The 26,367-nt window shown below is 67.2% G+C and carries 30 protein-coding genes and 1 riboswitch; of the genes, 19 read left to right on the top strand and 11 right to left on the bottom strand.

Translation table 11 applies throughout. The annotated features are described in order from the left end of the window. Positions 1 to 71 precede the first annotated feature (71 nt). The 3 genes from DW355_RS10005 to DW355_RS09995 all read right to left on the bottom strand — a co-directional run bounded on the left by DW355_RS10005 (position 72) and on the right by DW355_RS09995 (position 4,541). Positions 72 to 1,829 (bottom strand): GspE/PulE family protein, encoded by a 1,758-nt coding sequence (locus DW355_RS10005; protein WP_131279755.1) that lies wholly within the window; start codon positions 1,827 to 1,829, stop codon positions 72 to 74. Beyond that, complete coding sequence (locus tag DW355_RS10000; protein ID WP_131279753.1) at positions 1,822 to 2,025, bottom strand: hypothetical protein; 204 nt, start codon at positions 2,023 to 2,025, stop codon at positions 1,822 to 1,824. Before DW355_RS10000 ends, DW355_RS10005 begins: the two co-directional genes overlap by 8 nt. 164 nt (positions 2,026 to 2,189) lie before the next feature. Beyond that, a complete protein-coding gene (locus DW355_RS09995) occupies positions 2,190 to 4,541 on the bottom strand; it encodes a DUF349 domain-containing protein (protein WP_242671104.1) in 2,352 nt (783 codons plus the stop codon). A gap of 711 nt (positions 4,542 to 5,252) precedes the next feature. Between DW355_RS09995 and DW355_RS09990 the strand changes: the two genes are divergently transcribed. The 3 genes from DW355_RS09990 to nrdR all read left to right on the top strand — a co-directional run bounded on the left by DW355_RS09990 (position 5,253) and on the right by nrdR (position 8,255). Then, positions 5,253 to 6,128 (top strand): lytic transglycosylase domain-containing protein, encoded by an 876-nt coding sequence (locus DW355_RS09990; RefSeq protein WP_131279749.1) that lies wholly within the window; start codon positions 5,253 to 5,255, stop codon positions 6,126 to 6,128. 45 nt (positions 6,129 to 6,173) lie between these two features. Further along, positions 6,174 to 6,342: riboswitch (ZMP/ZTP riboswitch) on the top strand. Between the two features lie 84 nt (positions 6,343 to 6,426). Further along, positions 6,427 to 7,671, top strand: a complete 1,245-nt coding sequence (gene glyA, locus DW355_RS09985) for a serine hydroxymethyltransferase (protein ID WP_131279747.1) — start codon at positions 6,427 to 6,429, stop codon at positions 7,669 to 7,671. A gap of 134 nt (positions 7,672 to 7,805) precedes the next feature. After that, positions 7,806 to 8,255, top strand: coding sequence for a transcriptional regulator NrdR (nrdR, locus tag DW355_RS09980; protein ID WP_131279745.1), 450 nt, complete (start codon positions 7,806 to 7,808; stop codon positions 8,253 to 8,255). Positions 8,256 to 8,297: 42 nt separating this feature from the next. On the opposite strand, the gene DW355_RS09975 is transcribed toward nrdR, so the two are convergent. The 5 genes from DW355_RS09975 to DW355_RS18385 all read right to left on the bottom strand — a co-directional run bounded on the left by DW355_RS09975 (position 8,298) and on the right by DW355_RS18385 (position 11,834). Beyond that, on the bottom strand, positions 8,298 to 8,753 hold the full coding sequence (locus DW355_RS09975; protein WP_278249359.1) for a type IV pilin protein: 456 nt from the start codon (positions 8,751 to 8,753) through the stop codon (positions 8,298 to 8,300). Positions 8,754 to 8,849: 96 nt separating this feature from the next. Continuing rightward, positions 8,850 to 9,554: a hypothetical protein gene (locus tag DW355_RS09970; RefSeq protein WP_131279743.1), complete on the bottom strand. Its 705-nt coding sequence runs from the start codon at positions 9,552 to 9,554 to the stop codon at positions 8,850 to 8,852. A gap of 8 nt (positions 9,555 to 9,562) precedes the next feature. Further along, on the bottom strand, positions 9,563 to 10,513 hold the full coding sequence (locus DW355_RS09965; protein ID WP_165493171.1) for a PilW family protein: 951 nt from the start codon (positions 10,511 to 10,513) through the stop codon (positions 9,563 to 9,565). Positions 10,514 to 10,527: 14 nt separating this feature from the next. Further along, entirely contained in the window at positions 10,528 to 11,271 is a 744-nt protein-coding gene (locus DW355_RS09960) for a prepilin-type N-terminal cleavage/methylation domain-containing protein (protein WP_131279739.1), read from the bottom strand. Further along, positions 11,262 to 11,834, bottom strand: coding sequence for a GspH/FimT family pseudopilin (locus DW355_RS18385; RefSeq protein ID WP_131279737.1), 573 nt, complete (start codon positions 11,832 to 11,834; stop codon positions 11,262 to 11,264). The genes DW355_RS09960 and DW355_RS18385 overlap by 10 nt, the downstream gene beginning before the upstream one ends. 186 nt (positions 11,835 to 12,020) lie before the next feature. On the opposite strand from DW355_RS18385, the gene ribD reads away from it, so the two are divergent. Continuing rightward, positions 12,021 to 13,154: a bifunctional diaminohydroxyphosphoribosylaminopyrimidine deaminase/5-amino-6-(5-phosphoribosylamino)uracil reductase RibD gene (gene ribD, locus DW355_RS09950; RefSeq protein ID WP_131279735.1), complete on the top strand. Its 1,134-nt coding sequence runs from the start codon at positions 12,021 to 12,023 to the stop codon at positions 13,152 to 13,154. Positions 13,155 to 13,240: 86 nt separating this feature from the next. Continuing rightward, positions 13,241 to 14,281, top strand: coding sequence for an L-glyceraldehyde 3-phosphate reductase (mgrA, locus tag DW355_RS09945; protein ID WP_131279733.1), 1,041 nt, complete (start codon positions 13,241 to 13,243; stop codon positions 14,279 to 14,281). Positions 14,282 to 14,327: 46 nt separating this feature from the next. Here the strand turns inward: mgrA and DW355_RS09940 are convergent, their stop codons facing one another. Beyond that, on the bottom strand, positions 14,328 to 15,203 hold the full coding sequence (locus DW355_RS09940) for an aldo/keto reductase family oxidoreductase (RefSeq protein ID WP_131279731.1): 876 nt from the start codon (positions 15,201 to 15,203) through the stop codon (positions 14,328 to 14,330). Between the two features lie 160 nt (positions 15,204 to 15,363). Here DW355_RS09940 and DW355_RS09935 point away from each other — a divergent pair, with 160 nt between their 5' ends. Continuing rightward, entirely contained in the window at positions 15,364 to 15,945 is a 582-nt protein-coding gene (locus DW355_RS09935) for a TetR/AcrR family transcriptional regulator (RefSeq protein WP_242671103.1), read from the top strand. Between the two features lie 6 nt (positions 15,946 to 15,951). Here DW355_RS09935 and DW355_RS09930 read toward each other — a convergent pair whose 3' ends face one another. Then, complete coding sequence (locus DW355_RS09930) at positions 15,952 to 16,743, bottom strand: SDR family oxidoreductase (protein ID WP_131282587.1); 792 nt, start codon at positions 16,741 to 16,743, stop codon at positions 15,952 to 15,954. Next, positions 16,743 to 17,090: a nuclear transport factor 2 family protein gene (locus tag DW355_RS09925; protein WP_131279727.1), complete on the bottom strand. Its 348-nt coding sequence runs from the start codon at positions 17,088 to 17,090 to the stop codon at positions 16,743 to 16,745. The genes DW355_RS09930 and DW355_RS09925 overlap by 1 nt, the downstream gene beginning before the upstream one ends. Before the next feature lie 92 nt (positions 17,091 to 17,182). On the opposite strand from DW355_RS09925, the gene DW355_RS09920 reads away from it, so the two are divergent. The 13 genes from DW355_RS09920 to tolA all read left to right on the top strand — a co-directional run bounded on the left by DW355_RS09920 (position 17,183) and on the right by tolA (position 26,341). Next, entirely contained in the window at positions 17,183 to 17,623 is a 441-nt protein-coding gene (locus DW355_RS09920; RefSeq protein WP_131279725.1) for a winged helix-turn-helix transcriptional regulator, read from the top strand. 51 nt (positions 17,624 to 17,674) lie between these two features. Continuing rightward, positions 17,675 to 18,241, top strand: a complete 567-nt coding sequence (locus DW355_RS09915; RefSeq protein ID WP_131279724.1) for a DUF4256 domain-containing protein — start codon at positions 17,675 to 17,677, stop codon at positions 18,239 to 18,241. 136 nt (positions 18,242 to 18,377) lie between these two features. Then, positions 18,378 to 18,965 carry a TetR/AcrR family transcriptional regulator gene (locus DW355_RS09910; RefSeq protein WP_131279722.1) on the top strand — a complete coding sequence of 196 codons (588 nt, stop codon included), beginning with the start codon at positions 18,378 to 18,380 and terminating at the stop codon, positions 18,963 to 18,965. A 90-nt stretch (positions 18,966 to 19,055) separates the two neighbouring features. Beyond that, positions 19,056 to 19,583, top strand: a complete 528-nt coding sequence (locus DW355_RS09905) for a hypothetical protein (RefSeq protein WP_131279720.1) — start codon at positions 19,056 to 19,058, stop codon at positions 19,581 to 19,583. A gap of 60 nt (positions 19,584 to 19,643) precedes the next feature. Beyond that, positions 19,644 to 20,291, top strand: coding sequence for a riboflavin synthase (locus DW355_RS09900; RefSeq protein ID WP_131279718.1), 648 nt, complete (start codon positions 19,644 to 19,646; stop codon positions 20,289 to 20,291). Beyond that, entirely contained in the window at positions 20,288 to 21,406 is a 1,119-nt protein-coding gene (ribBA, locus tag DW355_RS09895; protein ID WP_131279716.1) for a bifunctional 3,4-dihydroxy-2-butanone-4-phosphate synthase/GTP cyclohydrolase II, read from the top strand. The genes DW355_RS09900 and ribBA overlap by 4 nt, the downstream gene beginning before the upstream one ends. A 57-nt stretch (positions 21,407 to 21,463) precedes the next feature. After that, positions 21,464 to 21,937 (top strand): 6,7-dimethyl-8-ribityllumazine synthase, encoded by a 474-nt coding sequence (gene ribH, locus DW355_RS09890; RefSeq protein ID WP_131279714.1) that lies wholly within the window; start codon positions 21,464 to 21,466, stop codon positions 21,935 to 21,937. Next, complete coding sequence (gene nusB / locus DW355_RS09885) at positions 21,937 to 22,500, top strand: transcription antitermination factor NusB (protein ID WP_131279712.1); 564 nt, start codon at positions 21,937 to 21,939, stop codon at positions 22,498 to 22,500. Before ribH ends, nusB begins: the two co-directional genes overlap by 1 nt. Before the next feature lie 36 nt (positions 22,501 to 22,536). Then, positions 22,537 to 23,766: a pyridoxal phosphate-dependent aminotransferase gene (locus DW355_RS09880; RefSeq protein ID WP_131279710.1), complete on the top strand. Its 1,230-nt coding sequence runs from the start codon at positions 22,537 to 22,539 to the stop codon at positions 23,764 to 23,766. Continuing rightward, positions 23,763 to 24,200, top strand: coding sequence for a tol-pal system-associated acyl-CoA thioesterase (ybgC, locus tag DW355_RS09875; RefSeq protein ID WP_131279708.1), 438 nt, complete (start codon positions 23,763 to 23,765; stop codon positions 24,198 to 24,200). The genes DW355_RS09880 and ybgC overlap by 4 nt, the downstream gene beginning before the upstream one ends. Positions 24,201 to 24,215: 15 nt before the next feature. Then, positions 24,216 to 24,911 (top strand): protein TolQ, encoded by a 696-nt coding sequence (gene tolQ / locus DW355_RS09870; protein WP_131279706.1) that lies wholly within the window; start codon positions 24,216 to 24,218, stop codon positions 24,909 to 24,911. Positions 24,912 to 24,932: 21 nt separating this feature from the next. Next, positions 24,933 to 25,376 carry an ExbD/TolR family protein gene (locus tag DW355_RS09865; protein WP_131279704.1) on the top strand — a complete coding sequence of 148 codons (444 nt, stop codon included), beginning with the start codon at positions 24,933 to 24,935 and terminating at the stop codon, positions 25,374 to 25,376. Positions 25,377 to 25,555: 179 nt separating this feature from the next. Beyond that, on the top strand, positions 25,556 to 26,341 hold the full coding sequence (gene tolA / locus DW355_RS09860; protein WP_242671102.1) for a cell envelope integrity protein TolA: 786 nt from the start codon (positions 25,556 to 25,558) through the stop codon (positions 26,339 to 26,341). The last annotated feature ends 26 nt before the right edge of the window (positions 26,342 to 26,367 follow it).

Below are 26,367 nucleotides of genomic sequence, written 5' to 3'. Positions count from 1 at the left end.
CAAACTGCAGACCGGACGCGCAACGCACGCAGCCCGTGGCACACGCCCGGCGTGCAAACCGGCGGCGGCCTTCACCAGGCCGTCGCCTTGTCCACTTCCTCCAGGGTGGTCAGTCCCTGCAGCACTTTGAGCACACCGTCGTGACGCATGGAGCGAAAACCGTGCTGCAGGGCCGCACGCTGGATCTCAATCAGGGACTGCTGTCGCGCGATCAGGTCGCGGATGGTGTCGGTCAGCACGAACACCTCATGGATGCCCATGCGCCCCACATAACCACTGCCATGGCAGCGCTGGCAGCCTCGTCCACGACAGAAATGGACCGGCGCCTCACCTCGGTTGTGGAACAGGGCCTCCAGAACATCGGGGCTCGGTTCGTAACGCTCCTTGCAGTGGGGGCAGATGCGACGCACCAGGCGCTGCGCCAGCACACCGATGACCGAGGGCGCCACCAGGAAAGGTGGCACGCCGATCTCGACCAGACGCGTGACAGCCTGCAATGCGCTGTTGGTGTGCAGGGTGGCCATGACCAGGTGACCCGTGAGCGCGGCCTGGGTGGCGATGCGCGCGGTTTCCAGGTCGCGGATCTCACCGATCAGCAGCACCTCCGGGTCCTGGCGCAGGACGGCGCGCAGCACCTGCGCGAAATCCAGACCGATGGCCGCATGGGTCTGGATCTGGGTGACGCCATCGATGCGCAACTCAACCGGGTCCTCCACCGTGACGATGTTGATCTCCGGGCTGTGCAGACGCGCCAGCGCCGCATACAGCGTGGTGGTCTTGCCCGAGCCCGTGGGTCCGGTGACCAGCAGCACGCCGTGCGGACGTTGGATCAGCTGCGTCAGCAGGGCGTGGTTGCCGTGCGAAAAACCAAGTTCGTCCAGGGGTGTGACGCGCTGGTCTGACGAACCGACCACGCGGATGACCGCTTTCTCCCCGAAGACGCTGGGTACGATGGAGAGCCGAAAGTCATGGCTGCGGCCCTTTTGGATCAGACTGATGCGGCCGTCCTGCGGGCGGCGCTTCTCGGCGAAATCCAGATTGGCGATCAATTTCAGATGGGACAAGAGGGGTGCGAGCAAATCCTTGTCCAGGGTCAGCCGGGTCTGCAGCAGGCCATCGATGCGAAAGCGCAGAGCCAGGGCGTTCGCCATCGGTTGGATATGGATGTCGCTGGCGCGGTGCTTCAAGCTGTACAGCAAGAGCCCGCGCACCAGTTCACCCGCGCCGGACACCGAGGCCGATGCCGCCGGTCCCGTCGTTCCGACTGCGGTCGCGGTCGCCGACGCCATCGCCTCGCGCGACGGGCGGCTCAGTTCCTGGCTGATCTGACGCGCCAGCGCGGCCAGCCCCGCGCGGCGGGTGTACTGGACCTCGATGCCATTCTCGATGTCCTGCGCGAAGGCGAAGACTGCTTGCACCGTGCACTTGGCCTGCCCGGTCTGCCCGCCCGGCGCAGACGGCCCGGTGGACATCGCGCGCCCGACCTCGGCCACCGAATACGCATCGTCGGGTCGGGCCATGGCCACCACCAGCACCTGCTCGGTGAGTTGCAAGGGCAGGCAGTTCAGGCGACGCGCGGCCTCCAAACCGATGCAGGCCAGGGCCTCGGCCTGGATCGTGGCACGGTCCAGCGCGACGGCATCCTTGCCTATGCTGGCGGCATAGAGCTGGCCGAGGCGCGCCTTGAGAACAGGTGCTTCCAGTGCGGTGTACAAGTGGCTGGCGATGTCGAGGTGACGTGCACCGAACCTCAGTTGCAGGCCATCGATCTCCTTGTCGCTCGCGACACCGGCGGCAAGCAGCGCATTCAGAAAAGGCGCCCTAGCCATGACCGTCGCCTCGCGCGGTCTCGGGTGAAGCCGCCCGGGTTTGCAGGTGGCCTTGCAAGGACGCTGCGGAGCGTGATGGTGGAGCAGCCCCAGGCATGGGCGTGCTGCCACCGGCCGTCTCGAAGGCCAGTTCGCGCAGCATCTGCTGCAGATCGAAACGCTGCTCGCGCGGTGGCGCCTGCGGCTGCTCCATCATGGCCCCCTTTGCGTGGAACGATGTTGAACACGCAACGCAGGTTAGCACCGCGATCCGACGCGCCCGGCGAAACGGCGGATTCACGGAAGGCGCCAAAGCAGCGGCCAGGCCGGACCCAGCCGCTTCGACCCAGCTCAGCCCGTTGGCCGACGGCTCACGGCCCCTCAGGCGCGCAGCAAAGCCTTGAGCGCCTGCTGTAGGCGACGTGCCACTTCGGGCGTGTGGGCCGTGCCCAGCACGCGGGCCACGTCCTGCCCCCAAGTCTGCGCGGGGGCCGGATCGTTGCGACGGGTCAGCAGTTGCAATTGCAGGGCGCGGCGTGCCGCCACATGCTCAGCGGGGGTGGGCACCTCGGCAGCCATTTCCAGCCGCAGCAGAGGCTCGGCACCATCGCCCTGCGCGGCCGAGGCCAGCGCCTGGCCCCAGAGCGCACGCGCGCCGGCGCCCACGGCCCGCCCCAGTTCCTGGGTGCTGGGCAGTTGCTCGACGCTGCGCTGCGCCCAGGCATCCAGCAGCTTGCCCAGGGCTTCGCCGTGCGCCTGTGTGGCCAGCTTCTTGAGCGCGGCCTGCGCATGCTCCAGCGCATCGCGCTGGGCGCGGAAGGCTGCGTCGCCCAGGCGCGGCTGCAACGCCATGGATGAGGGTGCGCCGCGCGCGGCGTCACGCGGACCTCGCGCACGCTCGTCGCGCCCGGGTCCGGGCCTGCCACGGTCCCCACGCCCTGCAGGCGCGGCGGGTTCGGATTTCCGCATGCCAGGGCGGTCATCGCCCCGCACCGCAACCACGGGTTTGCGTGGCGCAGGTGCCGGAGTCGGGGCCTCTGCATCCGCATCGGCAGAGTCCGCGCCAGTCGTCGCATGGGTCTGAGCACCGGTCACCGTCGGCGCCGAGTCCTTGGGTTCGGCGCGGCGCGCCGCCTCCAACGCGGTCATCGCCGCCTGGATGGCCTGGGCATCGCCACTGGCACTGGCCGCCTGCAAGGCCTGCGCGGCTTCATACACCGCGCGGTCATAAGGGGTCAGGGCTTCCGGGTTGACCGCCTGACGCGCGGCAAAGCGCTCGCCATGGCCGTCACCCGGTCCCCGGGGGGGGCGATCGCCACGTTCCGTGCGACGCGCCGGTCGGCGCTCCGCGTCTAGGGCGAAGGCGTCGTCGATGGGCTTGCGGAACGCTTCCCACAGCTTTTGTTCCTGTCGACGGTCCAGGGGCATGGCCTGGGCCTCCACCTGCCAACGCTGTTGCAGGGCTTTCACCTCGTCGATGCGCAAGGTCGCGCCAGCCGCATGGGCCGCGCTCAGTTGCCTGGCTTCCTCCACCAGGGCCTGCCGACGCTGCAGGCCGGCCTTCTGCGCGCGCGCCAGCGGCGCGTGGGCGGCATCCCAAACGGCTTTCCACCGCGCCAGCAATTCGGCGAAGGCTTTTTCGCTCAGATGACCAGCCTCGCGCCAGCGCTCGCTGAACTGATGAAGTTCTCGGTTGTAGGCTTTCCAGTCGATCTTGACGCTTTCGTCGGCTTGCACGTCGCCAGCCTCCGCGACGGCATGCGCCGTGGTCCATTGCTTCAGCTCATCGATCAACGCCAGACGCTTGGCCTTGTGTTCGGCGCTTTCGGCCTTGAGCTTGTCCAGCCAGACCTGAACGACCTTGTGAACGGCAGTGCAGGCCTCGTCAAAACGCTTCCAGAGCAGCGGATGCGGCGCCCCCACGCCCAGGTCCAGCTTCTTCCATTGCTCACGCAGCTCGCGCAGCGCCTCCTGCAGCTTGCGGCCCACCAGCGCCGCCCCTTCGCCCTGGAGCAGGGCTTCGGCCTTGGCGATCAATTCCAGCCGGGCCGGATCGTTCTGCCGGGCCTGCGCGGCGGACTGCGGGACGGCCGCCATGGCAACGGACGGTGTCTCGGCGCCGACTCCGCTGCCTTCGCCGCGGGCCTGCCTCAGCTCTTCGGCCCAGACCGGCACCTGCGGCAACGGAGCCTGGGCATCTTCGGCCGCCAGGCGGGCCTGGGCGAGTGCTGCGCCAAAAGCCTCCCAGACCAGTCCAAGCTGCGCGCGCGAGGCTTCCAACTGGGCTGCGATGCGCGCGCTGGCGCCGGCCGGGCCCGTGGCGGCGCCGGCCTCCGCGCCCTGCGCGACGCTGGGCCATTCTTGCGCCTGAAAGAGCGCGCCCACCTCGGCCTGCCAGCGCGCCACGTCGGCGCCCAGACTTTCAGAGCCGGCCTGCGCTTCACGCCAAGGCTTGGTGGACAGGGATTCAATGCGCTGGACCAGCAGAAACGCCGCCTCGCGTTCCACCTGCGCACGGTGTTGCAAGTCCTCGACGGCCTGGACACGTTCGGCCAAGCGGCTTCTGAGCGCGGCCAGGGGTTCGCGGCTCAGGGGCGCGCCCGCCTTGGCGGCATCACGCGGCCAGGCCTGGGCCTCGGCCAGATTGAGATGCGACCCGTCCAGCAAGGCTTGGGCCTTGTCGATCCAGGATTGACTGGCCTGGGGGTCCTGAGGAGCAGAGGTAGATGACATATCAGATGAAGTCGAAAAAACAAAAACCTGCCACGCAGGTTTTCTCAGAACCCGGATTGTCGCCGCCCGCGCGCCGATTTGCTCACACAAAGCCCCGTCACCCCTGGGAAACCCGCAAGATGCTCCCCCGTCGAACCAGGGAGCCGGGGTATCCCCAGGGGCCGGGGCGACCCGTTCGACCCGGCCGGGGGCTCGGGCCGCAGGCGTGTGACTTGAGGCATTTTTTGTACCCAGTCGCGCCAAACCCACAGTTCTGGCCATCGCCCGATACCGTTACACGTCCCCATCCAGCTGATCAGAATCCTCTCAAGACTCTCATAAGAGATTGATCTTGAATGGTTTTTTCAAAAGCTCATCTTCTTGCTTCATGGCGTCTATCGGCGCCATAGTGAATCCATATGGATAGAAAAACATGCCTTCTCCATTACAATTCGTTGCACTGACGGGGCGCCACCGCGCGGCCCCGCACCCCGAGGCAACGATTCCCGCGCTCTTTCATCTGTGGGAACACCCGGGGCTCCGCTGCCGACACCGGCTACATCGGATCACAAGCGCGGGCATATTTTGGATGCTCGCGTGACCGATGGCGTACCAACCCAGACGTGGCTTAGACCAGCCCGACACCCTTACGCCCAGACCCGCGCAGGACGCAGGCCAGGCGTTGACAGGGCGTCGGCACATCCGTTCAAGCCACGCGAGATGAGGATTGCTATGACAGCGCTAGACGACATGGGCAACAGCTTGCGGAAGATGCCGCACCGCCTTGCCCAGTTCTTTTATTCCCTGGCTCACAACGGCTTCGCCCTGTTCGGCCTGTTTGTGATCCTGTGCCTGCTGGCACTGGCCGCGCATTCGGGCTGGCGCAGGGCCGGCGAGGCGCAATTGATGGACTGGCTGCAAACCCGCCAGTTCGGGGAACCCCTGACGGAACCCAGCCCGCTCGTCACGGTGGGCCGCGCCACCGCCACCGATCTGCAGACCCTGAGCGCCCAGCAAGCCGCCGTGACGGACTGGCTGAGCCGTCGCTACCGTGTCGCTCCGCAGCCGCTGTCGGCCCTGGTGCTGGAGGCCTATCAGATCGGCCACAACTACAAGCTGGACCCCTTGCTACTGCTCTCGGTGATGGCCATCGAATCGGGCTTCAACCCCTTTGCGCAGAGCCCCGTTGGCGCCCAGGGCCTGATGCAGGTCATGACCCACCTCCATGGCGAGAAATACGAGCCCTTCGGCGGCCAGCTCGCGGCCTTCGACCCGCTGACCAATCTGCACGTGGGCGCGCGCGTGCTGCGTGAATACATCATGCGCTCCGGCTCCGTGGAAGGCGGCCTGCGCCGCTACGTCGGAGCGGCCAACCTGCCCAGCGATGGCGGTTACGTGACCAAGGTGCTGAGCGAGCACCACCTGCTGACCCTGGTGGCGCGCCGCGCCCAGACCGTGCCGGACGTGCCCAAACCCGCCGTGCGTGCACGCACCATGCAAGTCACCATGCCCGCCCCTGCCCGCCAGGATGCGGCGGCAACCCACGCCAGCCTCCGCAATGACCTGTCCAAGCGCGGCAAGCAGACGGTGGCCCTGCTGAACGACTGAGCCGCGCGCCTGCCCTGCACCTCCGCCCCGTCGCTGGGCTACACTAGCCGGGCACGCGACTGGCGATAGGCCCGCCGCCCGGGAAAACAAGCGTTTTTCACCGGCCGGCGTGGCTGACGTGGGCCACCACCGGGGAGCGTGCCACGCGGCATGGCGTCAGGCCCACGGGCCAGTCGGCAGCCGCTGTGTTTTGCCGTGCGCCTGGGCAGCCTTTCCGCTTGCATCGCGTCCTGCGTGGCGCGCCCGCTGGGGGAACAGGCCCGCGTCACCACCCGCTCCACCTGCACACTTGCACGCCATGTACAACCGCAACATCCTCGTTGAACAAGCCGACCCCGAACTCTTTGCCGCCATCCAGGCTGAAAACAAGCGCCAGGAAGAGCACATCGAGCTGATCGCCAGCGAAAACTACGCCTCGCCCGCCGTCATGTGGGCCCAGGGCACGCAACTGACCAACAAGTACGCCGAAGGCTATCCCGGCAAGCGCTATTACGGCGGTTGCGAATTCGTGGACCTGGCTGAACAACTGGCCATCGACCGCGTGAAGAAGATCTTCGGCGCCGACGCCGCCAACGTGCAGCCGCATTGCGGCGCCTCGGCGAATGAAGCCGTGTTCCTGGCCTTCCTCAAGCCCGGCGACACCATCATGGGCATGAGCCTTGCCGAAGGCGGCCACCTGACGCACGGCATGCCGCTCAATATGTCGGGCAAGTGGTTCAACGTGGTCAGCTATGGCCTGAACGCCCAGGAAGCCATTGACTACGAGGCGATGGAAAAGAAAGCGCGCGAGACCAAGCCCAAGCTCATCATCGCTGGCGCTTCAGCCTACAGTCTGCACATCGATTTCGCGCGCTTCGCGAAAATCGCCAAGGAAGTCGGCGCGATCTTCATGGTGGACATGGCGCATTACGCCGGCCTGATCGCTGCGGGCGTCTATCCCAACCCGGTTCCCCACGCCGACGTGGTGACCAGCACCACCCACAAGAGCCTGCGCGGCCCGCGCGGCGGCTTCATCCTGATGAAGGCCGAGCATGAAAAGGCCATCAACAGCGCCATCTTCCCCGGCCTGCAGGGCGGCCCGCTGATGCACGTGATCGCGGCCAAGGCCGTGGCCTTCAAGGAGGCGTTGGAACCCGCGTTCAAGAGCTACCAGCAACAGGTGGTGAAGAACGCGCAGATCGTGGCCGAGACCCTGACCCAGCGCGGTCTGCGCATCGTCAGTGGCGGCACGCAGAGTCACGTCATGTTGGTGGACCTGCGCGCCAAGGGCATCACGGGCAAGGAAGCCGAGGCCGTGCTGGGCGCCGCCCACATGACCATCAACAAGAACGCCATCCCCAACGACCCTGAAAAGCCCATGGTGACCAGCGGCGTGCGCATCGGCACGCCGGCCATGACCACGCGCGGCTTCAAGGACGAGGAAGCCCGCATCACGGCCAACCTGGTCGCGGACGTGCTGGACCAGCCGCGTGACGAGGCTAACATCGCGGCCGTGCGCGCGAAGGTGAACGCGTTGACCAGTCGCTTCCCTGTGTATAAATGAACACCCCCCTGAGCCGCTACGCGCCTTCCCCCCGAACGCCATCCTTCGGTGGCAGGGGGGACGCACCCAGTGGTCCGGCAAAGCCGGCACCACGGGTGCCCACGCATAAAAACCTCAGCTCAACGGCAAACACCATGAAATGCCCGTTCTGCAGCCATCCCGAGACCCAAGTCGTCGAGACCCGGATCTCGGAGGACGGGGACTTCGTCCGCCGCCGCCGCCAGTGCGGACACTGCGAGAAGCGCTTCACCACCTACGAACGACCGGAAGTCAACTTCCCCGCCGTCGTCAAGAAGGACGGGCGGCGCATTGAGTACGAACGCGGCAAGCTGATGGCGTCACTGCAACTCGCCCTGCGCAAGCGCCCTGTCAGCACGGAGCAGATCGACAGCGCCATCGAACGCATCGAAGAGAAGCTGCTCAACCTCGCCCTGCGTGAAGTGCCTTCGGCACGCATCGGCGAGCTGGTGATGCGCGAGCTGAAGAAGCTGGACAAGGTGGCCTACGTGCGCTTCGCCAGTGTCTATCGCAGCTTCGAGGACATCGACGAATTCAAGACCCTGGTCGAGGAATTCCGGCGCTGAAACACGCGGCAGCCCGCCAGGTTCAACCAGGTGGGCTAGCGCTCAACGCCAGCAGTCCGGCACCGACAGTGCCGCGCCCGTGCGCCCCTTCACGCCTGTATGCGTCAGGGTCAGGCTGCCGCAGAGCTCGTCCCACCCCGGCGCTGGCACGGCCATGAGCGTGTAGCTGTCAGCCTTGGCCTCGCTCACGCTCAGCAGGTAACGCGCGGCCTCGATCGCAGTTCCTTCGGGCACCGTGCGCAGGCGTCGCGGCAGCAAGGGCGGTTCGTCCGCCTGGGTGGTGTAGCGTTGGTAGGCCGCCTGATAGCGCTCCATGTACTGCTGCGCGTCCTGCAAGGCTGCGCGTGCCTCGGCGCGGTGGGCACGGCGCACATGATGGATGTAAGCGGGGTAGGCGACAGCGGCGAGGATGCCGATGATGATCACCACGACCATCAACTCGATCAGCGTGTAGCCCCGCGTCCCTGCCCGTGGGAGCGCACGTGCACGCGCTCGCACAAATCCACGCGGGCCAGACCGCCTGTTCCACGGTCGCTGTCTGCGCATGTTCCGCATGCCTTGCTCCTTGTGTTCCGCGCGCCGGCCCGCGATGCATCACGACGACGGCGGCTGCAGGATCCGCCGCCAGAGTCGATCCAGGATGGGGCGCCCCATCCTGGCATCGTCTGCGGGCGCCAGCGTGCCCAGCAGCAGGATGGATTGCACCCAGACCACCGCCCCGCCGGCAGGGGTCGCGCCGGATTCCGCGCCCGTCCCGGCAGGATAGGCCGGACTGAAGCCGCGCGCGGTGATCACATGCGCTAGCGTGCCATCGGCCAACTCCTGCAGTTCCACCAGGCATTCGGGCAAGCGCCCCGGCGTGATGCCAGCCGCGAGCCCACCGGCCATATCCCGCGTCAACACGACACGCGCGCCGGCCATGCCGAACCAGTTCGCGCCCTGTTGCCAAGCCGGAGGCGCATCCCAGGCGGTGCGTGTGAGGCCGGCCTCCGCCAGGCTCGGGATGCGCAGGACACCGTCCGTGGGCAAGCCGGCCTCGCTGCCATCCGGCTTGCGCAGTTCAGCCTCGCAGTAGCGCAAGGCCAGCTCCGCCTGCTGCTGGGCCAGGTGCTGCTGCCGCAGGTTGTGCGCGAAGCGCTCGCCAGATGCCGCGTTGCGCAAGACCGCCGCGGCCGACTGGCCCAGGATGAGCAAGAGCACCATCACCACCAGCAGCGTCACCCCACGCTCGCGCTGCCCGCGGGTTCGCGTAGCAGGACGGCGCTGTGTCCCTTGGTCACCCGAACCACGCCCGTTCATGAACCCGCTCACCATGCCATGCGCCCGCGCAAGGCCGCGGTCGAGAAATAGGCCCGACGGGGATGTCGATCGTCGGCGCGGGCCGGTGCGCCGTCGCAATCCTGGTAGTCCAAGGCATCGTCCTCGCCCAACACAGCCTCGCCACCCCGCATGAGCAGGCACAAGCGCACGCTGAGCACGTGGTTCCAGTCGCTCACGGCCTCAGCGCCGACATAACGCACCACGCGCCGGGGCTCGGCGGCGTCGGCCTCGCCATACCAGAGCCGCAGACCCTCGACGTTGTCCACCAGAGGCTGGCCTGGCGCGCCCTGGGCGCTCGCGCAGTACAGCTCGGATCGGCCCGAGCTGCCCACGGACAGGTAATAACGGTTGCGCGTGAGGTAGTAACTCAAGCTCAGGCCCGTGCTCTCGTCGAGGGTCACGGCACTGGCAGTCAAGCCGCTCCCCAGGCAGTCCGAGGGCAGGCCGCCGGAGGTCGGTGAGCTGTTGAACAGGTCGGCTTCGTAGCTGACTTCGATCACGTCGTCTCGCGGGCCCACGACCGGTGCGCAGACAGACGCGTCCCAGGGCGAGGTCTGATTGCGGTGGCTGTTGTCCTTCAGTCCGTGAGCACAACCAAAGATAGGACGATCCATCACGGTGCGCGCCAGGGTGGCCGATGCTTCGCCCGGCGGCACGGCACGCAGGCCGAACGGTCGGCCGTAGCCAGCCTGCTGCAGCTCGCGCGCCAGCAAGGTCAAGCCAATCTGGGCGCTTTCGTTCATGTCAACCAGCGTGGCCTGCAGACGTCCAGTGCGGCCGGTCGCCACATAACCGGCCAGGCCAGCGCCAACCACCACCATGCCCATGGTCAGCGCGACCATCAGCTCCAGCAGCGTGAAACCGCGTTCGCTGTCGTGCGCGCGCGCCTGGCATCTCTCCACCCTGTCCACGAGATCGGCGGAAACTGGATCAAGCACGCGACAGCTCCTCATCACAGACCGATTCGCAGATGGACGCAGCGTATGCCCCCGTCCTCGCCGGTGCCCAGCCCCTCCGGGCATTCACCCGGTGGAGCCAGCATGGCATCGGATGCGTCCGATACGCCGGATGTCGAGCGGGCCGATTCCCGCCAGGCGACCCACAGGTCCATGAGCGCCCGCGCCGCGTCGCGCTGCGTGTACACGGCGCCCGCGGGCAAAAGACGCCGCACGGTCTGGCGCCATTGCGCGAGGTCGACGGCGGCAATTTGCGCCGCCGTACAACGGCTTGCAACGGTGGTGCAGGGTTCAGAAGGGTTGTCCACCGCCGTTTGCTGGCGCTGGAAATCCAGGGTGTAGTCGTAATCCCCGGCCCAGAAACCACCCCCCAACAGGGGCGCCACCCCTGCACCGCCTTCGCCCTCCACCGGCGCCTCGCTCATCTCGCCCAGGTTGGCGCGCATGCGCTCACCCAGGTCGGCCGCGAGCAGCACTGCGGTGGCACGGTAGTGGCTCATCTGGCTGTAGCGCAAGGCGGCGGCATGCGCGGCGACCAGGGCGTACAGCGCGAAGGACAGCAAGGCCACGGCCACCAGCACCTCCACCAGGGTCGCGCCGCATTGGCCCTGGCGCGGTTGGAGCGGCTGGTCACCGCTCGCCGGTGACTGCCTCGATGCGTGGACGGATGCGCGCTCGGACCTACAGCCGCAGTCACCTCGTCGTGACGCAGTGCGCGGAGGAAGGTGCTTCAGCTGCATTTCAAGATGCCCTGGGGACGCGCCCCCGCGCGGCCCTGGTTGGACACGCAGACAATGCGCACCCCCGCGCCGGCGACCGAGGACAGCGGCGTGAAGGTGAAGGTGCGGCCAGCCGCGCGGGCCCAGCCGGTGGCTTCGTAGATCACGGCGGCCCGCACGGCCGAGGTACTGAGGGAAGCCAGGTAGGGCGAGGCCGTCTGCACCCGCAGCACACGGTCAACCGCATCGACCACGCCGTCCCCATCGGCGTCGGCGAAGACGATCCAGCCGGCCGCCCAGTCCGGCGTGCTCAGGCAGTCCGTTCCGTCGCGCGAGCTGCAAACACTGACCCGGGCGGAACGCATCAAGGCCTCGGAGCGCGCGTAGCGCAAGTCCCCGACCAGGGCGTCCACGGCCGCCTGCACGCCGCGCTGGAGCAGGAAGCGCTGATAGTTCGGCGTTGCCAGCGTGGCCAGCACGGCGGCGATCGCCAGGACCAGCATCAGCTCCATCAGGGCAAAGCCCCTGACGCGACCACGGCGGAGGAGGCCGCGAGGAGGACAGGTCCGGCGATGGGTGGGCATGGCGGCAGACTAGCCGCCCTACCCTGTGCCCGTAAGCCGCTGCAGGGGGACAAACGCCGGATTCTGGCGATGCGCATCCGCGCGCCGCGCCACCTCCGTCGCGCGGGTGACGCCCTCCGACCGGCCTGCCGTCCACCCCGAAGGGTTCGGGTCGGCGTGCTCCGGCCCCGGCCTTAGACTCGGCACATGACCTTGCCCGCCCCCATGCAACGCGCGCTCGCCTTGGCCGAACAGGGCCTATTCCTCACCTCGCCCAACCCGCGCGTGGGCTGCGTCATCGTGACTGCCGATGGCCAGCTGCTCGGCGAGGGCCACACCCAGCGCGCGGGCGGACCGCATGCGGAGGTGATGGCGCTGCGCGACGCGCAGGCGCGCGGCCAGGACGTGCGCGGCGCCACCGCCTACGTCACGCTGGAGCCCTGCGCCCACCAAGGCCGCACCGGCCCCTGCTGTGAAGCGCTGGCGGCGGCCGGCATCGCCCGCGTCGTTGCCTCGCTCGAAGACCCGAACCCCCGGGTCGCGGGCCAGGGTTTCGCGCGCCTGCGGGCGGCCGGCGTGGTGGTGGAAATCGGCCCGGGCGCGGCCGCATCGCGCGAGCTCAACCTCGGTTTCTTCAGCCGCATGGTGCGCGGCCGGCCCTGGGTGCGCGTGAAGATCGCCGCCTCGCTGGATGGCCAGACGGCCTTGGCCAACGGCGTCAGCCAGTGGATCACCAGCCCCGAGGCCCGGGCCGACGGCCACGCTTGGCGCGCGCGCGCCTGCGCTCTCCTGACCGGCATGGGCACCGTGCGCGAGGACAACCCACGCCTGGACGTCCGCCTGATCGACACGCCCCGCCAGCCCCGCCTGGTGGTGGTCGACAGCCGGCTGGAGACGCCACCCGATGCCGCCCTGTTCGAACCCCGGCGCGACACGGCCCCAGGCCGCGAAGCCCAGCCGCTGCTGATCTACGGCGCCGTGGCCGACGCCGAGCGACAGGCGGCCCTGGAAGCGCGTGGCGCCACCATCGTCCACCTGCCCAATGAACAAGGCAAGGTGGACCTCGCCGCCTTGCTGCGCGATCTGGCCATGCAACGCGAAGTCAATGAGTTGCATGTGGAGGCCGGTCACCAACTCAACGGCTCCTTGCTGCGCGAGGGCTTGGTGGATGAACTGCTGGTCTACCTCGCACCCAAGCTGCTGGGCACAGGAAGGGGCATGGCCCGTATCGGGCCCTTGACCACGCTGGCCGACGCCGTCACGCTGGACTACCGGGAAACCGTCATGGTCGGTGCCGACCTGCGTGTACTGGCCCGTCTGCCGGGACGCGACCGGTTCTGAAAGTCCCCGTCCTCTTCACGGGCGCACTCCTGCCGCTACCATCACCCTCTCGTCCTACCCGCCCCCGTTTGCGCAAGGAACCCTTCATGACTTTTGTTGCCGATCCTTCCCGTTACGACGGCCGCATGACTTACCGCCGCGTGGGCCGCAGCGGCCTGGTGCTGCCCGCCGTTTCGCTGGGCCTGTGGCAAAACTTCGGCGGCGTCGATCGCTTCGAGACCGGGCGCGCCGTCCTGCGCCGGGCCTTCGACCGCGGCGTGACCCATTTCGATCTCGCGAACAACTATGGCCCGCCCGCCGGATCGGCGGAAGAGAACTTCGGTCGCTGGCTCGCCGCGGACTTCGCACCGCATCGCGATGAGCTGATCATCTCGACCAAGGCCGGCTGGGGCATGTGGCCCGGGCCTTACGGCGGCCCGACCGGCACACGCAAACACCTCATTGCCAGCTGCGATCAGAGTCTCAAGCGCATGGGGCTGGACTACGTGGACATCTTTTACTCGCACCGCGTGGACCCGGACACGCCACTGGACGAAACCATGCATGCGCTGGTGCAGTTGCACCGGCAGGGCAAGGCGCTGTACGTGGGCATTTCCTCGTACTCGCCCGAACTCACCCGCGAGGCCGCGAAGATCCTGGCCGCCGAGAAGGTCCCGCTCTTGATCCACCAGCCGAATTACTCGATGCTCAACCGCGCGATCGAGCGCGGCCTGCTCGACACGCTGGGGGAACTCGGCGTCGGCTGCATTGCCTTCTCGCCGCTGGCCCAGGGCCTGCTGACCAGCAAGTACCTCAACGGTGTCCCCGAGGACACGCGCGCCACTCGCGGCGGCTCGATGAAACAGGGCATGCTGAGCGAGGACAACCTGCGGCACATCCAGGCGCTCAACGGCATCGCCGCCCGGCGCGGACAGACCCTGGCGCAGATGGCGATCGCGTGGGCATTGCGCGACGCACGCGTCACCTCGGCGCTGATCGGCGTCCGCACCGTGGAGCAGTTGGACGACTCGCTGGACGCCGTGAAGAACCTGGCCTTCAGCCAAGAAGAACTGACCGCGATCGAGCCGCATGCGCGCGACGGCGGCGTGGATCTCTGGAAAGTGTCATCGAGCATCGGCACGCACTAAGGTTTAAACGACCCACCGGCCCAAGCGACGACTGACTGTCGATGACTTACTGTTTCGTCACCCCAATTCCATCCAGCGCCTGAATCGCCTCGGCAGCCAGCGTCAGGCCGACGCTGGCGATGTTCTGCTTCAGGTGCTTCACCGACGACGTTCCAGGAATCAGCAGGATGTTGGGCGAACGTTGCAACAGCCACGCCAGCGCCACCTGCATCGGCGTCGCCTCGTGCTGGGCCGCCACATCGTTCAGGATCGACGATTGCAGCGGCGAGAAACCACCCAGCGGGAAGAACGGCACATAGGCAATGCCAGCCTGCGCCAGGCTGTCCACCAGCGCGTCGTTCTCGCGATGTGCCAGGTTGTACATGTTCTGAACGCACACGATGTCCGTCAGACTCCTGGCCTGCGCTACCTGCGCGGGCGTGGCATTGCTCAGGCCGATATGGCGAATCAGGCCTTGGTCCCGCAGCATGACCAGCGGCGCCAGCAGTGGTTCGACGTCACCTTCGGCGGGACCCATCGGGTTGAACATCAGCCGCAGGTTGACCACGTCCATCACGTCCAGGCCGAGATTGCGCAGATTGTCGTGAACGGCAGACTGCAGCTCTTGGGGCGATGTGGCTGGGAGCCATCCGGCGTCCTCGCCGCGCTTCGCGCCCACTTTGGTGACGATGACCAAGTCATCGCGGTAGGGATGCAGGGCCTCACGAATGATCTGGTTGGTCACGTGGGGGCCATAAAAATCGCTGGTGTCCAGATGGTTGACACCGCTTTCGATGGCCGCGCGCAACACGGCCACCGCCGCGGCGCGGTCCTTGGGCGGGCCGAACACGTGAGGACCGGCCAGTTGCATGGCGCCGTATCCCATGCGATTGACCGCGAGGCTGCCGAGTTTGAAGGCGCCCGCGCGAGAGGCAGCTGTCATTGGGAAACTCCTGAATCTGTTGAAGCGAAGATGATGTTGTGCATCAAGATCCGCAATAATATGAATCATTATTCAGCTTGTAAATTCGCATATGAACGCCCGCCCCGAAACGTCCCTGAAGCCCCGGAAACAGCCGCGTCAAGCGCGTTCGCAAGCCACCGTGGACGCGATCTTCGACGCCACTATTCAGGTCTTGCTGGCCGATGGACTGCGGAAACTGACGACCATCCGGGTCGCGGAACGGGCCGGGGCGTCGGTCGGCACGCTGTATCAGTACTACCCGCACAAACAGGCGCTGCTGTATGCGGTGCTGGAGCGGCACCTGGGACGTATCGGAACCGCCTTGGAAGAAGCGGCAGCATCGGCGCACGGTGAACCGCTGGCGAAGATGGCGGCCGTCGTCGTGCGCGCCTTCGTGAAAGCGAAGACGGCCGATATGGAGGAAGGGCGCGCGCTGTATGCGGTTGCGGGAGAGCTGGATTGCCGGCCGTTGATCGCGCAGGCGCAACAGCGCGGTCGAAGTGCGCTGGCAGCCATGCTGGCGACGGCGACGGACGTCCGGTTCGATGACCTGCCCACGGTAACGTACATGTTCAGCGCGGCGATGACGGGAACGATGCACTCGGTGATGGAGGGCACTGCGCCGGCGAAATTGACGCGGACCTTGCCAGGGCAGTTGGAGTCCTTGTGTCTCGGGTATCTGGTACGTGCAGGCGCTCCGCCTCGCCGAACTTCGCGGTGAACGGTGTCACGCGGTTGGAATAGTTCCGCCGTCGATCACGATTTCGGTGCCGGTGATGGTCGCGGCACGCGGCGAGGCCAGGAAGGCGATCAGGTTCGCCACCTCGGCAGGGCGAGACGGTCGCCCCAGCGGAATGCCGCCCAGCGCCTTCATGATGATCTGCTTGCCGCCGTCATAGTCGGTGCCCGCCTGGTGCGCGAGTCGCTCGGCCAGGGCCACGGAGGCCTCGGTCTCGATCCAGCCCGGCGCGACACGCAGCACCCGCACGCCCTGGGGCGTGACCTCCTTGGACAGGCTCTTGCTGTAGGTCGAGAGCGCGGCCTTGGCCGCCGCGTAGGCCGTGGTCGATTCCGGCAAGGGCAGTTCACGCTGGATGGAGGTGACATGAATGATCACGCCCTTTTCCTCCGTGTCTTTGCGCGCCAGCATGCCGGGCAGCAGCATCCGGTCCAGACGCACTGCTGGCAGGAGATTGAGGTTGAGCTCGCGCTGCCACACGTCCTCCCCCAGCACCGCGTAACCGCCGCCGGGTGCGGACGATCCACCCAGCACATGGACGATCACGTCCACGCCGCCCAGCCGCTGCTGTACAGCCTCGGCCAGCGCCTGGCAACCGTCGAGTGTCGTGAGGTCGGCCGCGACGAAACGCTCGGGCGCCAAGTCCGCCGGTCGCTCACGTGCCGCGGTCAGCACCCGCGCGCCCTGCGCCAGGAAGAGCGCCACCACGGCGGCGCCCGCGCCCCTGGTGCCCGCAGTGACGAGAACGCGCCGGCCTTCAAGCTCGAGGTCCATACCGATCATCCGTGAATCTCCAGGGACTGGATCTTGTCGTCCCGCAAGTCGAACACATGGTTCAGCTTGAGGGGGCTGCCGGGGAAATTGCCGCTGACTTTGCCGGCCACGGTGACACGCGCGCCGTCTCGCGTCAGGCTCAGGGGCTCGACATGATGCTGGTACTTGCGCCGGGCCTCGCGCAGCCACCCTTGGATGGCCTTGGGCCCGTGGTGCGTCTGGCTCTCGTCGCGCACGACGGCATCGGCTGCGAAGCAATCGACGAGCCGCGCGTCATCGGCGCCATTGCTGATCTCGAAGTACAAGCCCAGCGGAGCGGGCAGCGTGGGTAGTGCGAAGGCAGAGAGGGTCATGGGTGGTTTCCGGAAAAAATTGCTGTTCAGAAATTTTCTGCATAGACTGCGCCACCCACAAGAACGCACGACAAAGTTAGCTCCCTACCGCCATGAAAGCTCCGCCCCACGCCAGCGGCACGGTCGCGCGCCAGGCCGCGCGCAAGGTTCATACGCCGATGAGCGCCGCCATCGACGCGGAGATCGCGCTGCAACTGCTCGAAGGGCGATGGAAGCTGCTCATCCTCTTCCACCTGTTCGACGGCAAGGTGCAACGTTATTCGGATCTGGAAAAACGCATCACCGGCATTTCACAGAAGATGCTGGCCCAGCAGTTGCGGCAACTGGAGGCCGACGGCCTCGTGACGCGCACCGTGCATGCCCAGGTGCCGCCCAAGGTGGAGTACCGGCTGAGCGACTGGGGCCAGGCGCTGTGCCCTGCCTTGGACGGGCTGCTGCACTGGCTGGAACGCAGGGACGAGCTTGACGCCGCATCGTCTCCTTCGCCTACCCCCGCGTCAGCCTCACCAGCCAGTGATGCCGCCCAGGCCTAGGCCTGACGCTGCACCTCACTCCACGTCGAGGAGCCCAGAGCTCAGCCCAACATGCCCAAGCCCCCCACACTGACCACGCCGCAGCGCAACACCCTGCTCAAGACACTCCAGACCCGTTTTGAGCGGCACATGAAACGCCACCCCGGCCTGGCCTGGGCCGACGTGCAGGAACGCCTGGACAACCAAGACGACAAACTCAAGGCACTCGCCGAGATGGAGCAGACCGGGGGCGAGCCGGACGTGGTGGGCCACGACAAGAAAACGGGCGAGTTCATCTTCTTCGACTGCGCCGCCGAAAGCCCCACGGGCCGACGCAGCGTCTGCTTTGACCGCGCCGGGCTCGAAGCCCGCAAAGGCAATGCCCCGCCCGCGGACACCGCCGTCGACATGGCGGCCGCGATGGGCATCGAGTTGCTGACGGAAGTGCAATATCGCGAGCTGCAGACGCTGGGTGAGTTCGACCTGAAAACCTCCAGCTGGGTGCAGACACCCGCCAGCATCCGTCAACTCGGAGGCGCCCTGTTCTGCGACCGTCGTTACGACACCGTCTTCACTTACCACAACGGCGCGCAGTCCTACTACGCGGCGCGAGGGTTCCGGGGGGCGCTCAAGGTCTGAGGGCCGTGGACAGGCCCCGGGCGCGGCCGGTGTCTGGCCCGTTCGACAGGGTTCCAGGCTGGCGCAGGCGGTTGACTTGACAAGCAACCTACCAACTAGTAGGATTTGGCCCAATCAATTGCGCACCGCCCACCCCATGTCCTCGGAACTGTCGCCCAAAGCCGCCGAAATCGTCGCGCAGACCCGCTCGCTGCTGGTCGCCGGGGGCTATAACAGCTTCAGCTACGCCGACCTGGCCCAGCGCGTGAACATCAGCAAGGCCAGCATCCACCACCATTTCCCCAGCAAGGCGACGTTGGTGCAGACCGTGGTCCGGCTCTATCGCCGGGACGCCCAGGCCGGCCTAGCCACGCTGGAAACGCAGTTCGACGATCCCTTGTCCGAACTTAATGCCTATGCGGACTACTGGGCCGGCTGCATTCGCGGCGGTGAACACTCCTTTTGCATTTGCGCCATGCTGGCGACCGAAATGCCCACCATCCCACCCGAAGTCGCCACCGAGGTTCAGGCGCATTTCCAAGACCTAAACACCTGGCTGGCCGGCGTACTCCAGCGCGGCGCGGAGCGCGGCCAATTCCATCTGCTCAACAGTCCAACTGTTTCCGCGCGCGCCTTCATGGCCGTGGTGCACGGCGCCATGCTGGTGGCCCGCGCTCTGGACGACCCGATGTCCTTCCCGACCATCGTGCAGCCGGCCATCCTCAAGCTCACCCAAGCCGCCTGATGCCAGGCCCCTCCCCGGCGGCTTTTGCCGCCTTTCTTTGACCCTCAATATCTACCTACTAGTAGATTAAAATCCTGACCGAGAACCACCATGCCGAACCCCCTATCCACCCTGGGCATCGCCCATACCCTGATCAGCCTCGCCCCCGTCGTCGCGGGCCTCTACGGCTTCGTCCGTTTCCGTCGCATTGACCCGTCCGCACCGTCCGGCCAGGTCTACCTGTGGGGTTTGACGCTGGCGGTGTTCACCTCCTTCGGTTTGTCCAGCAAAGGGGGCATCAACCCCGGCCATGTGCTGGGCGTGCTGGCACTGCTGGCAGCCTTCGGTGGCGCCTGGCTGGCGCCACGGCTGCGTTTCCTGGGTCGCCTGGCCCCGCATCTGCAGAACTTCGGACTCTCCTTCAGCTTCTTCCTGCTGATGGTGCCCGGCATCAACGAAACACTGAGCCGTCTGCCCGTGGCGCAGCCGGTGGCGACCGGCCCGGAGGACCCCGTGGTGCAGACCGCGCTGCTGGTCTGGCTGCTGGTCTTCGTCGTGGGCTTCGCGCTGCAGTGCCTCGCGTTCCGGGGCGCAAACCGCACTGAAAACCCGATGTCGGGCTCCACGGCCCGGCCCTGAAGAGGGCCAAACCACCAGGCGGCCGACCGAGGGGCCGCATTCTGCGAAAATAGCGCCCCTATGTTCACCGGCATCATCACCGGCGTGGGGCGCATCGTCGCCAGCCACGACCTCGGCAGTTCTTTACAGCACGGCAAGCGCCTGACTATCGCCTGCCCGCCCGACACCGCCCCTCCCGACTATCTGGACGACGTGGGCCTGGGCGACAGCATCGCGCTCAACGGCGCCTGCATGACGGTGACGACGCTGGACGCACCGCGCCGGCAGTTCACCATCGACATCTCCGCCGAATCCCTGGCCAAGACCACGGGCCTGGCCGAGGGCCAGACCGTCAACCTAGAAAAAGCCCTGCGCGCGGGCGACCGCCTGGGCGGGCACATCGTCTCGGGCCACGTGGACGGCGTGGGCACGGTCAGCCACTTCGCCCAGGTCGGCGAAAGCTGGGAACTGCGCATCCGCATTCCCCAGGAACTGGCCCGCTACCTGGCCTACAAGGGCTCCATCACGGTCAACGGCGTGAGCCTGACGGTGAACCAGGTCGTGGACCAGCCCGCCGCCTCCGGCGGCGGCTGCGAAATCAGCATCAACCTCATCCCGCACACCGTGCAAAACACTTCCCTGGGCCTGCTCAAGGCCGGCTCGGGCGTGAACCTGGAAATCGACACCGTCGCCCGCTACGTCGAGCGCATGTTGAAAGCAAACTCATGAACACCAAGCCATCGCCCGTTCCCATCTCGCCCGTCGAGGACATCGTGGCCGAGATGCGCGCTGGCCGCATGGTCATCCTCGTCGACGAGGAAGACCGCGAGAACGAGGGCGACATCGTCATCGCCGCCGACCACATCACGGCCGAGGCCATCAACTTCATGGCCAGGCACGCACGGGGCTTGATCTGCCTGACGCTGACACGCGAGCGCTGCGAGCACCTGCGCCTGCCGCCCATGGCCGCCAGGAACGGCGCCCAGCACGGCACGGCCTTCACCGTCAGCATCGAGGCGGCCACGGGCGTGAGCACCGGCATTTCGGCCGCTGACCGCGCGCGCACCGTCCAGGTCGCGGTGGCCCGCGACGCCAAGCCCGACGACCTGGTGCAACCCGGCCACATCTTCCCGCTGCAGGCGGTGGATGGCGGCGTGCTGATGCGCGCCGGCCATACCGAGGCCGGTTGCGATCTGGCCGCCATGGCGGGCTGCTCGCCCGCCTCCGTGATCTGCGAGGTGATGAAGGACGATGGCACCATGGCCCGCCTGCCCGACCTGCAGTTGTTCGCGGCCGAGCACGGCCTGAAGATCGGCACCATCGCTGACCTGATCGAGTACCGCAGCCGCACCGAGTCGCTGATCGAGAAAGTCGCCAGTCGCCCGCTCACGACCGCCTACGGCGAATTCACCGCCCACGCCTACCGCGACAAACCCAGCAAGAGCCTGCACCTGGCGCTCACCCTGGGCCTGGACGACCCCGGCCGGGCGGAGCAAGAGCCCGTGCTGACCCGCGTGCACGAACCGCTGTCGCTGCTGGACGCGCTGGAAGTGGGCCGCGCCCGCCATTCCTGGAGCCTGGACGCCAGCCTGGCGCGCGTCGCGCGCGAAGGCCGCGGCATCGTGGTGCTGCTCAACTGTGGCGAGGATGCCGGTCAGTTGCTGGCCCAGTTCAATGGCAGCGCCGTCGCGCCACGCACCACGGTGGACCTGCGCACCTACGGCATCGGTGCGCAGATCCTGCGCGACCACCGCGTCCAGCGCATGCGGCTGCTGGGCCAGTCCCGTCGCCTGCCCAGCGTGGTCGGTTATGGGCTGGAGATCGTCGAGCACATCTCGCCCTGAGTCCTCGCGGCCCACCTCACCGCCCCACCCATTCCCCCATTCGAAGGAAATCTCCCCATGTTCAGCGCCAACCAAGGACAACTGCAAGCCAGCGATGCGCGGCTCGACGGCAGCGACCTCGCCATCGGCATCGTGCAAGCACGCTTCAACCAGGACGTGACCGACGCCCTGGCCGCCGCCTGCCGCGCCGAACTGCTCGCGCTGGGTGTGCAGGAACGCAACATCGACCATTTCCAGGTGCCCGGCGCGCTGGAAGTGCCCAGCGCCCTGCAGGGATTGGCCGAGAAGACACATTACGACGCACTGATCGCCCTGGGCTGCATCATCCGCGGCGAGACCTACCACTTCGAACTGGTGGCCAATGAATCCGGCGCGGGTGTCTCCCGCATCGCGCTGGACTACCAGACCCCGATCGCCAATGCCATCCTCACGGTCGAGAACATGGCCCAGGCCGTCGCCCGCCAAAGCGAAAAAGGCCGCGACGCGGCCCGCACCGCCGTGGAAATGGCCAACCTGCTGAACAACATCTGATGAACGAACCCGACGCCAAGCCCGCCCCCACGACCGGCACCGAAGCCGACGCCCCGACGCACACGGAGGCCACGGAAAGCCGGGCCCCGGGCAAGGCTGCGCACAAGCCGGGCCGGGCCCTGTCCGGCCGTAGCCGTTCGCGCGAGTTCGCCCTGCAGGCGCTCTACCAGCACTTGGTGGGCCGCAACGCCACCGCCGACATCGACGCCTTCACGCGCGACCTGACCGGCTTCCACAAGGCCGATGCCGCCCATTACGACGCCCTGCTGCACGGCTGCGTGACCGAAGCCGAGGCACTGGACCAGCTCATCCTTCCCCTGCTGGACCGCAAGCTGGCCGAGATATCGCCTATCGAGCGCGCCATCATGTGGATGGGCGCCTACGAATTCCAGCATTGCGTGGATGTGCCCTGGCGCGTGGTTTTGAACGAATACATCGAGCTGACCAAGTCCTTCGGCGGCACGGACGGTCACAAGTACGTCAACGCCGTGCTCAATGGCCTGGCGCCCACGCTGCGCGCGGCCGAGGTCGCGGCGGACAAGGCCTCGGGCAAGGCCCGTTGAGCACCGCTGCCGCAAAGCCCCGCTGAACCGCCCCGCATGAGAATCGCCGAACGCGCCCGCAAGATCGCGCCCTTTTACGTGATGGAGGTGGCCAAGGCCGCTGCGGCCCTGGCCCGCACCGCCGCGGCGGGGCGCGAGCCCATGATCTACCTCAACATCGGTGAGCCGGACTACACCGCGCCGCCGCGGGTGCGCGAGGCCGCCGAACGCGCCATCCGCGATGGCCGCAGCCAGTACACCGACGCCACCGGCCTGCCCGCGCTGCGCGAGCGCATCAGCGACTGGTACGCGCAACGCTTCGGCTTGGCCATCGCGCCAGGGCGCATCGTGGTCACGGCGGGGGCCTCGGCCGCGCTGCAGCTGGCCTGCCTGGCCCTGATCGAGGCGGGTGACGAAATCCTGATGCCCGACCCGAGCTACCCCTGCAATCGACAGTTCGTGCAGGCTGCCGACGGCGTGGCCACGCTCATCCCCAGCGGCCCGGCAGAGCGCTTCCAGCTCAGCGCCGAGCAGGTGCGCGCACATTGGAACGACGGCTCGCGCGGCGGGGCACACAAGACGCGCGGTGTGTTGCTGGCCTCCCCCTCCAACCCCACGGGCACCTCCATCGACCCGGCGGAACTGCGCCGCATCGCCGAGGTCGTGCGGGAGCATGACGGCATCACGCTGCTGGACGAGATCTACCTGGGCCTGAGCCACGACGAACGCTACGGCCAGAGCGCGCTGGCCCTGCGGGGTTCGGACGGCAGTGACCTGGGCGAGAACATCATTTCCATCAACAGCTTCAGCAAATACTTCAACATGACAGGCTGGCGACTGGGCTGGCTGGTGGTGCCGCAGGTGCTGGTGCCCGTGGTGGAACGGCTGGCGCAGAACCTCTACATCTGCCCCAGCACCATCGCCCAGCACGCGGCCCTGGCCTGCTTCGAGCCGGAGAGCCTGGCCGAGTACGAGCGCCGCCGCGCCGAGTTCAAGGCTCGGCGCGACTATTTCATCCCCGAACTCAACGCGCTGGGCTTGACCGTACCGGTGATGCCCGACAGCGCTTTCTACGCCTGGGCGGATTGCACCCAAGCCTGCCGCAAGCTGGGTGTCAAGGACAGCTGGGACCTGAGTTTCGCCCTGATGGAGCGCGCCCACCTGGCCGTGGCGCCGGGGCGCGACTTCGGCCAGGCCGACACCGGCCGCTACATCCGCTTCTCCACCGCCAATGCCCTGCCCCAATTGCAGGAGGCCGTGGCGCGCCTGCGCCAGTTGCTGGGATGAGCGAACCCACGCCCCAAGCCCGCTTCAGCTGGCCCGTGCGCGTGTACTGGGAAGACACCGACGCGGGCGGCATCGTCTTCTACGCCAACTACCTGAAATTCTTCGAGCGCGCGCGCACTGAATGGCTGCGCTCGCTGGGCATCGACCAAGGCGCGCTGCGGCAACAGACTGGTGGCATGTTCGTCGTGAGCGCGGCCGACATCCGCTACCACCGCCCCGCGCGGCTGGACGATGTCCTTGCGGTCAGTGCCGAGTTGGTGGAAAGCAGCCGCGCATCCCTCACAATTGCGCAGACCGCGACGTTGGGAGCGCAATTGCTCTGCCAAGGGAACGTGCACATCGCCTGGGTCGACGCGAACACGCTGCGCCCGTCGCGTCTGCCCGTTGCCGTGCTGCAGGCCCTGCCCGAGCCGCCGCGAGGAAACACACCGTAGGAAGCCCCTGAAACCATGAGCCAAGACTTCTCCATCATCCAACTCGTGCTGCACGCCAGCTGGGTCGTGCAAGCCGTCATGTTGATCCTGCTGTGCGGCTCCATCGCCAGCTGGGCCGCCATCTTCAGCAAGTACTTCGGCCTGAAGAAGGTGCGTGCCAGCAACGAGAAGTTCGAGCAGGACTTCTGGTCCGGCGCCAACCTCAACACCCTGTATGCCCAGGCCGCGCAGAAAAGCGACAGCGGCCCCATGGAGCGCATCTTCGTCGCCGGCCTGCGCGAGTACCAGAAACTGCGCGAGCGCCGCGTGACCGACACCTCCGCCCTGCTCGATGGCGCGCGCCGGGCCATGCGCGCCGGCATGCAGCGCGAGATGGACTCGGTCGAAAGCAATCTGTCTTTCCTCGCCACGGTGGGTTCGGTCTCGCCCTACATCGGCTTGTTCGGCACGGTCTGGGGCATCATGCACGCCTTCACCGGCCTGGCCTCCATGCAACAGGTGACGCTGGCCACCGTGGCGCCCGGCATCGCCGAAGCCCTGGTGGCCACGGCCATCGGCCTGTTCGCCGCCATCCCCGCCGTGATCGCCTACAACCGCTTCGCGCGCGACATCGATCGCGTGGCCAACGCGGTGGAAACCTTCATCGAAGAGTTCTCCAACATCCTGCAGCGCAACATCAGCGGCCAGCAGACCACGGCGCAGCCGCGCTGACCCGCAGGAAGGACATCGACCATGCCTGGCGTAGCCCACCGCGGACGCGGACGACGCACCATCAATGAAATCAACATGGTGCCCTTCATCGACGTGATGCTGGTGCTGCTCATCATCTTCATGGTGACGGCTCCCCTCATCACACCCAGCGTGGTTGCGCTGCCCAGCGTGAGCAAGGCCTCGCCTTCGCCCACCCAGGTCATCGAGGTCATCGTCAACAAGGACGAATCCCTGCGCCTGCGCATCCGCGACGACACCCGCACCGTGCGGCTGGACGAACTGGCCGCGAATGTGCTGAACGCGCAGCGCGCGGCTCCCGAGGATGCCGGCGCGACCGGCGGTGGCAGCGCCGTCGTCATCAGCGCCGACAAGAGCGTGAAATACGAGGCCGTGGTCAAGGTCATGGACGTCTTGCAGCGCGCCGGCGTGCAACGCGTGGGACTGTCGGTGCAGACCGCCCGCTGAGATGCCGCCCCACCCGTCACGACCCTTCAGTTCGATATCCCTACGTACCCCCGATCCCGCGTGAACGCTCCCTCCGCCTTCCAAGCCAGCGCCCTGCCCCCACCGCCCGCCCGGGGGACGGGGGCCCGCGTCGTGATGGCATCGACAAACGCGCCCTGGGCCTGGCCCTGCTGGTGCATGTGCTGTTGATTGCCGCCCTGACCTGGGGCGTGGGCTGGAAGCGTGACACTTCGTTGGCCGTCGAAGCCGAACTCTGGGCCGCCGTGCCGCAGGAAATGGCGCCCCAGGCCCAGCCCGCGCCGCCGGAACCGGCCCCGCCCACACCCCCTGCCCCTGAGCCAGAGCCGACACCCGAACCCGCAGAGCCGCCGCCCCCGCCCCCACCGAGCGCGCAGGCCCAGGCGCAACGCGAAGCCGAAATCAACCTTGAGCGCGAACGTGAGGAGCAGGCGCGCAAGGCCGAGACCGAACGCAAGGCGCGTCTGGAACGCGAGCAGAAAGAGCGCGAACAGAAGGAACGCGAGCGCAAGCTGGCCGAGGAAAAGCGCCGCAAAGCCGACGCCGAACGCCGCGAACGCGAGGACGCCGAGCAGCGCGCTCAAATGCGCCAGGAAAACATCCGCCGCATGGCGGGCTTGGCCGAGGCCACGCCCCAGCCCAATGCCGCGGGCCAGGCCACCCGCACGGCGGGGCCATCGGCCACTTACGCCGGCCGCATCCGCGCGCGCATCAAACCCAACATCGTCTTCCCCGACAACCTGAGCAACACCAACATCAGCGCGGAAGTGAGAGTCAGCACCTCGCCCGATGGCGCCATCACCAGTCGCACGCTCACCAAGAGCAGCGGCAATCGGCTCTGGGACGAGGCTGTGCTGCGCGCCATCGACAAGACGGCCATCCTGCCCAAGGACACCGACGGCAAGGTGCCACCGGAACTGATCATCAGTTTCACGCCCAAGGACTGAGTGTTGTTCTGAGTACGCTGCTCAAG

It is taken from the genome of Hylemonella gracilis (assembly GCF_004328645.1).
In the GTDB taxonomy this organism is placed as follows: Bacteria; Pseudomonadota; Gammaproteobacteria; order Burkholderiales; family Burkholderiaceae_C; genus Hylemonella; species Hylemonella gracilis_B.
Note: the sequence above shows the minus strand (reverse complement) of the source record. Positions and strands in the feature narration are given on the sequence as shown.

Bases quoted from the DNA above. Each gene is read 5' to 3' on its own strand.
- ribH (WP_131279714.1), top strand. From the start codon at position 21,464: ATGTTCAGCGCCAACCAAGGACAACTGCAAGCCAGCGATGCGCGGCTC.
- tolQ (WP_131279706.1), top strand. From the start codon at position 24,216: ATGAGCCAAGACTTCTCCATCATCCAACTCGTGCTGCACGCCAGCTGG.
- ribBA (WP_131279716.1), top strand. From the start codon at position 20,288: ATGAACACCAAGCCATCGCCCGTTCCCATCTCGCCCGTCGAGGACATC.
- mgrA (WP_131279733.1), top strand. From the start codon at position 13,241: ATGACTTTTGTTGCCGATCCTTCCCGTTACGACGGCCGCATGACTTAC.
- DW355_RS09900 (WP_131279718.1), top strand. From the start codon at position 19,644: ATGTTCACCGGCATCATCACCGGCGTGGGGCGCATCGTCGCCAGCCAC.
- DW355_RS09990 (WP_131279749.1), top strand. From the start codon at position 5,253: ATGACAGCGCTAGACGACATGGGCAACAGCTTGCGGAAGATGCCGCAC.
- DW355_RS09905 (WP_131279720.1), top strand. From the start codon at position 19,056: ATGCCGAACCCCCTATCCACCCTGGGCATCGCCCATACCCTGATCAGC.
- DW355_RS10000 (WP_131279753.1), bottom strand. From the start codon at position 2,025: ATGATGGAGCAGCCGCAGGCGCCACCGCGCGAGCAGCGTTTCGATCTG.
- glyA (WP_131279747.1), top strand. From the start codon at position 6,427: ATGTACAACCGCAACATCCTCGTTGAACAAGCCGACCCCGAACTCTTT.
- DW355_RS09865 (WP_131279704.1), top strand. From the start codon at position 24,933: ATGCCTGGCGTAGCCCACCGCGGACGCGGACGACGCACCATCAATGAA.
- DW355_RS18385 (WP_131279737.1), bottom strand. From the start codon at position 11,834: ATGCCCACCCATCGCCGGACCTGTCCTCCTCGCGGCCTCCTCCGCCGT.
- DW355_RS10005 (WP_131279755.1), bottom strand. From the start codon at position 1,829: ATGGCTAGGGCGCCTTTTCTGAATGCGCTGCTTGCCGCCGGTGTCGCG.
- DW355_RS09910 (WP_131279722.1), top strand. From the start codon at position 18,378: ATGTCCTCGGAACTGTCGCCCAAAGCCGCCGAAATCGTCGCGCAGACC.
- ybgC (WP_131279708.1), top strand. From the start codon at position 23,763: ATGAGCGAACCCACGCCCCAAGCCCGCTTCAGCTGGCCCGTGCGCGTG.
- DW355_RS09940 (WP_131279731.1), bottom strand. From the start codon at position 15,203: ATGACAGCTGCCTCTCGCGCGGGCGCCTTCAAACTCGGCAGCCTCGCG.
- DW355_RS09915 (WP_131279724.1), top strand. From the start codon at position 17,675: ATGCCCAAGCCCCCCACACTGACCACGCCGCAGCGCAACACCCTGCTC.
- DW355_RS09920 (WP_131279725.1), top strand. From the start codon at position 17,183: ATGAAAGCTCCGCCCCACGCCAGCGGCACGGTCGCGCGCCAGGCCGCG.
- DW355_RS09960 (WP_131279739.1), bottom strand. From the start codon at position 11,271: ATGCAGCTGAAGCACCTTCCTCCGCGCACTGCGTCACGACGAGGTGAC.
- DW355_RS09880 (WP_131279710.1), top strand. From the start codon at position 22,537: ATGAGAATCGCCGAACGCGCCCGCAAGATCGCGCCCTTTTACGTGATG.
- DW355_RS09925 (WP_131279727.1), bottom strand. From the start codon at position 17,090: ATGACCCTCTCTGCCTTCGCACTACCCACGCTGCCCGCTCCGCTGGGC.
- ribD (WP_131279735.1), top strand. From the start codon at position 12,021: ATGACCTTGCCCGCCCCCATGCAACGCGCGCTCGCCTTGGCCGAACAG.
- DW355_RS09970 (WP_131279743.1), bottom strand. From the start codon at position 9,554: ATGAACGGGCGTGGTTCGGGTGACCAAGGGACACAGCGCCGTCCTGCT.
- nusB (WP_131279712.1), top strand. From the start codon at position 21,937: ATGAACGAACCCGACGCCAAGCCCGCCCCCACGACCGGCACCGAAGCC.
- DW355_RS09995 (WP_242671104.1), bottom strand. From the start codon at position 4,541: ATGTCATCTACCTCTGCTCCTCAGGACCCCCAGGCCAGTCAATCCTGG.
- nrdR (WP_131279745.1), top strand. From the start codon at position 7,806: ATGAAATGCCCGTTCTGCAGCCATCCCGAGACCCAAGTCGTCGAGACC.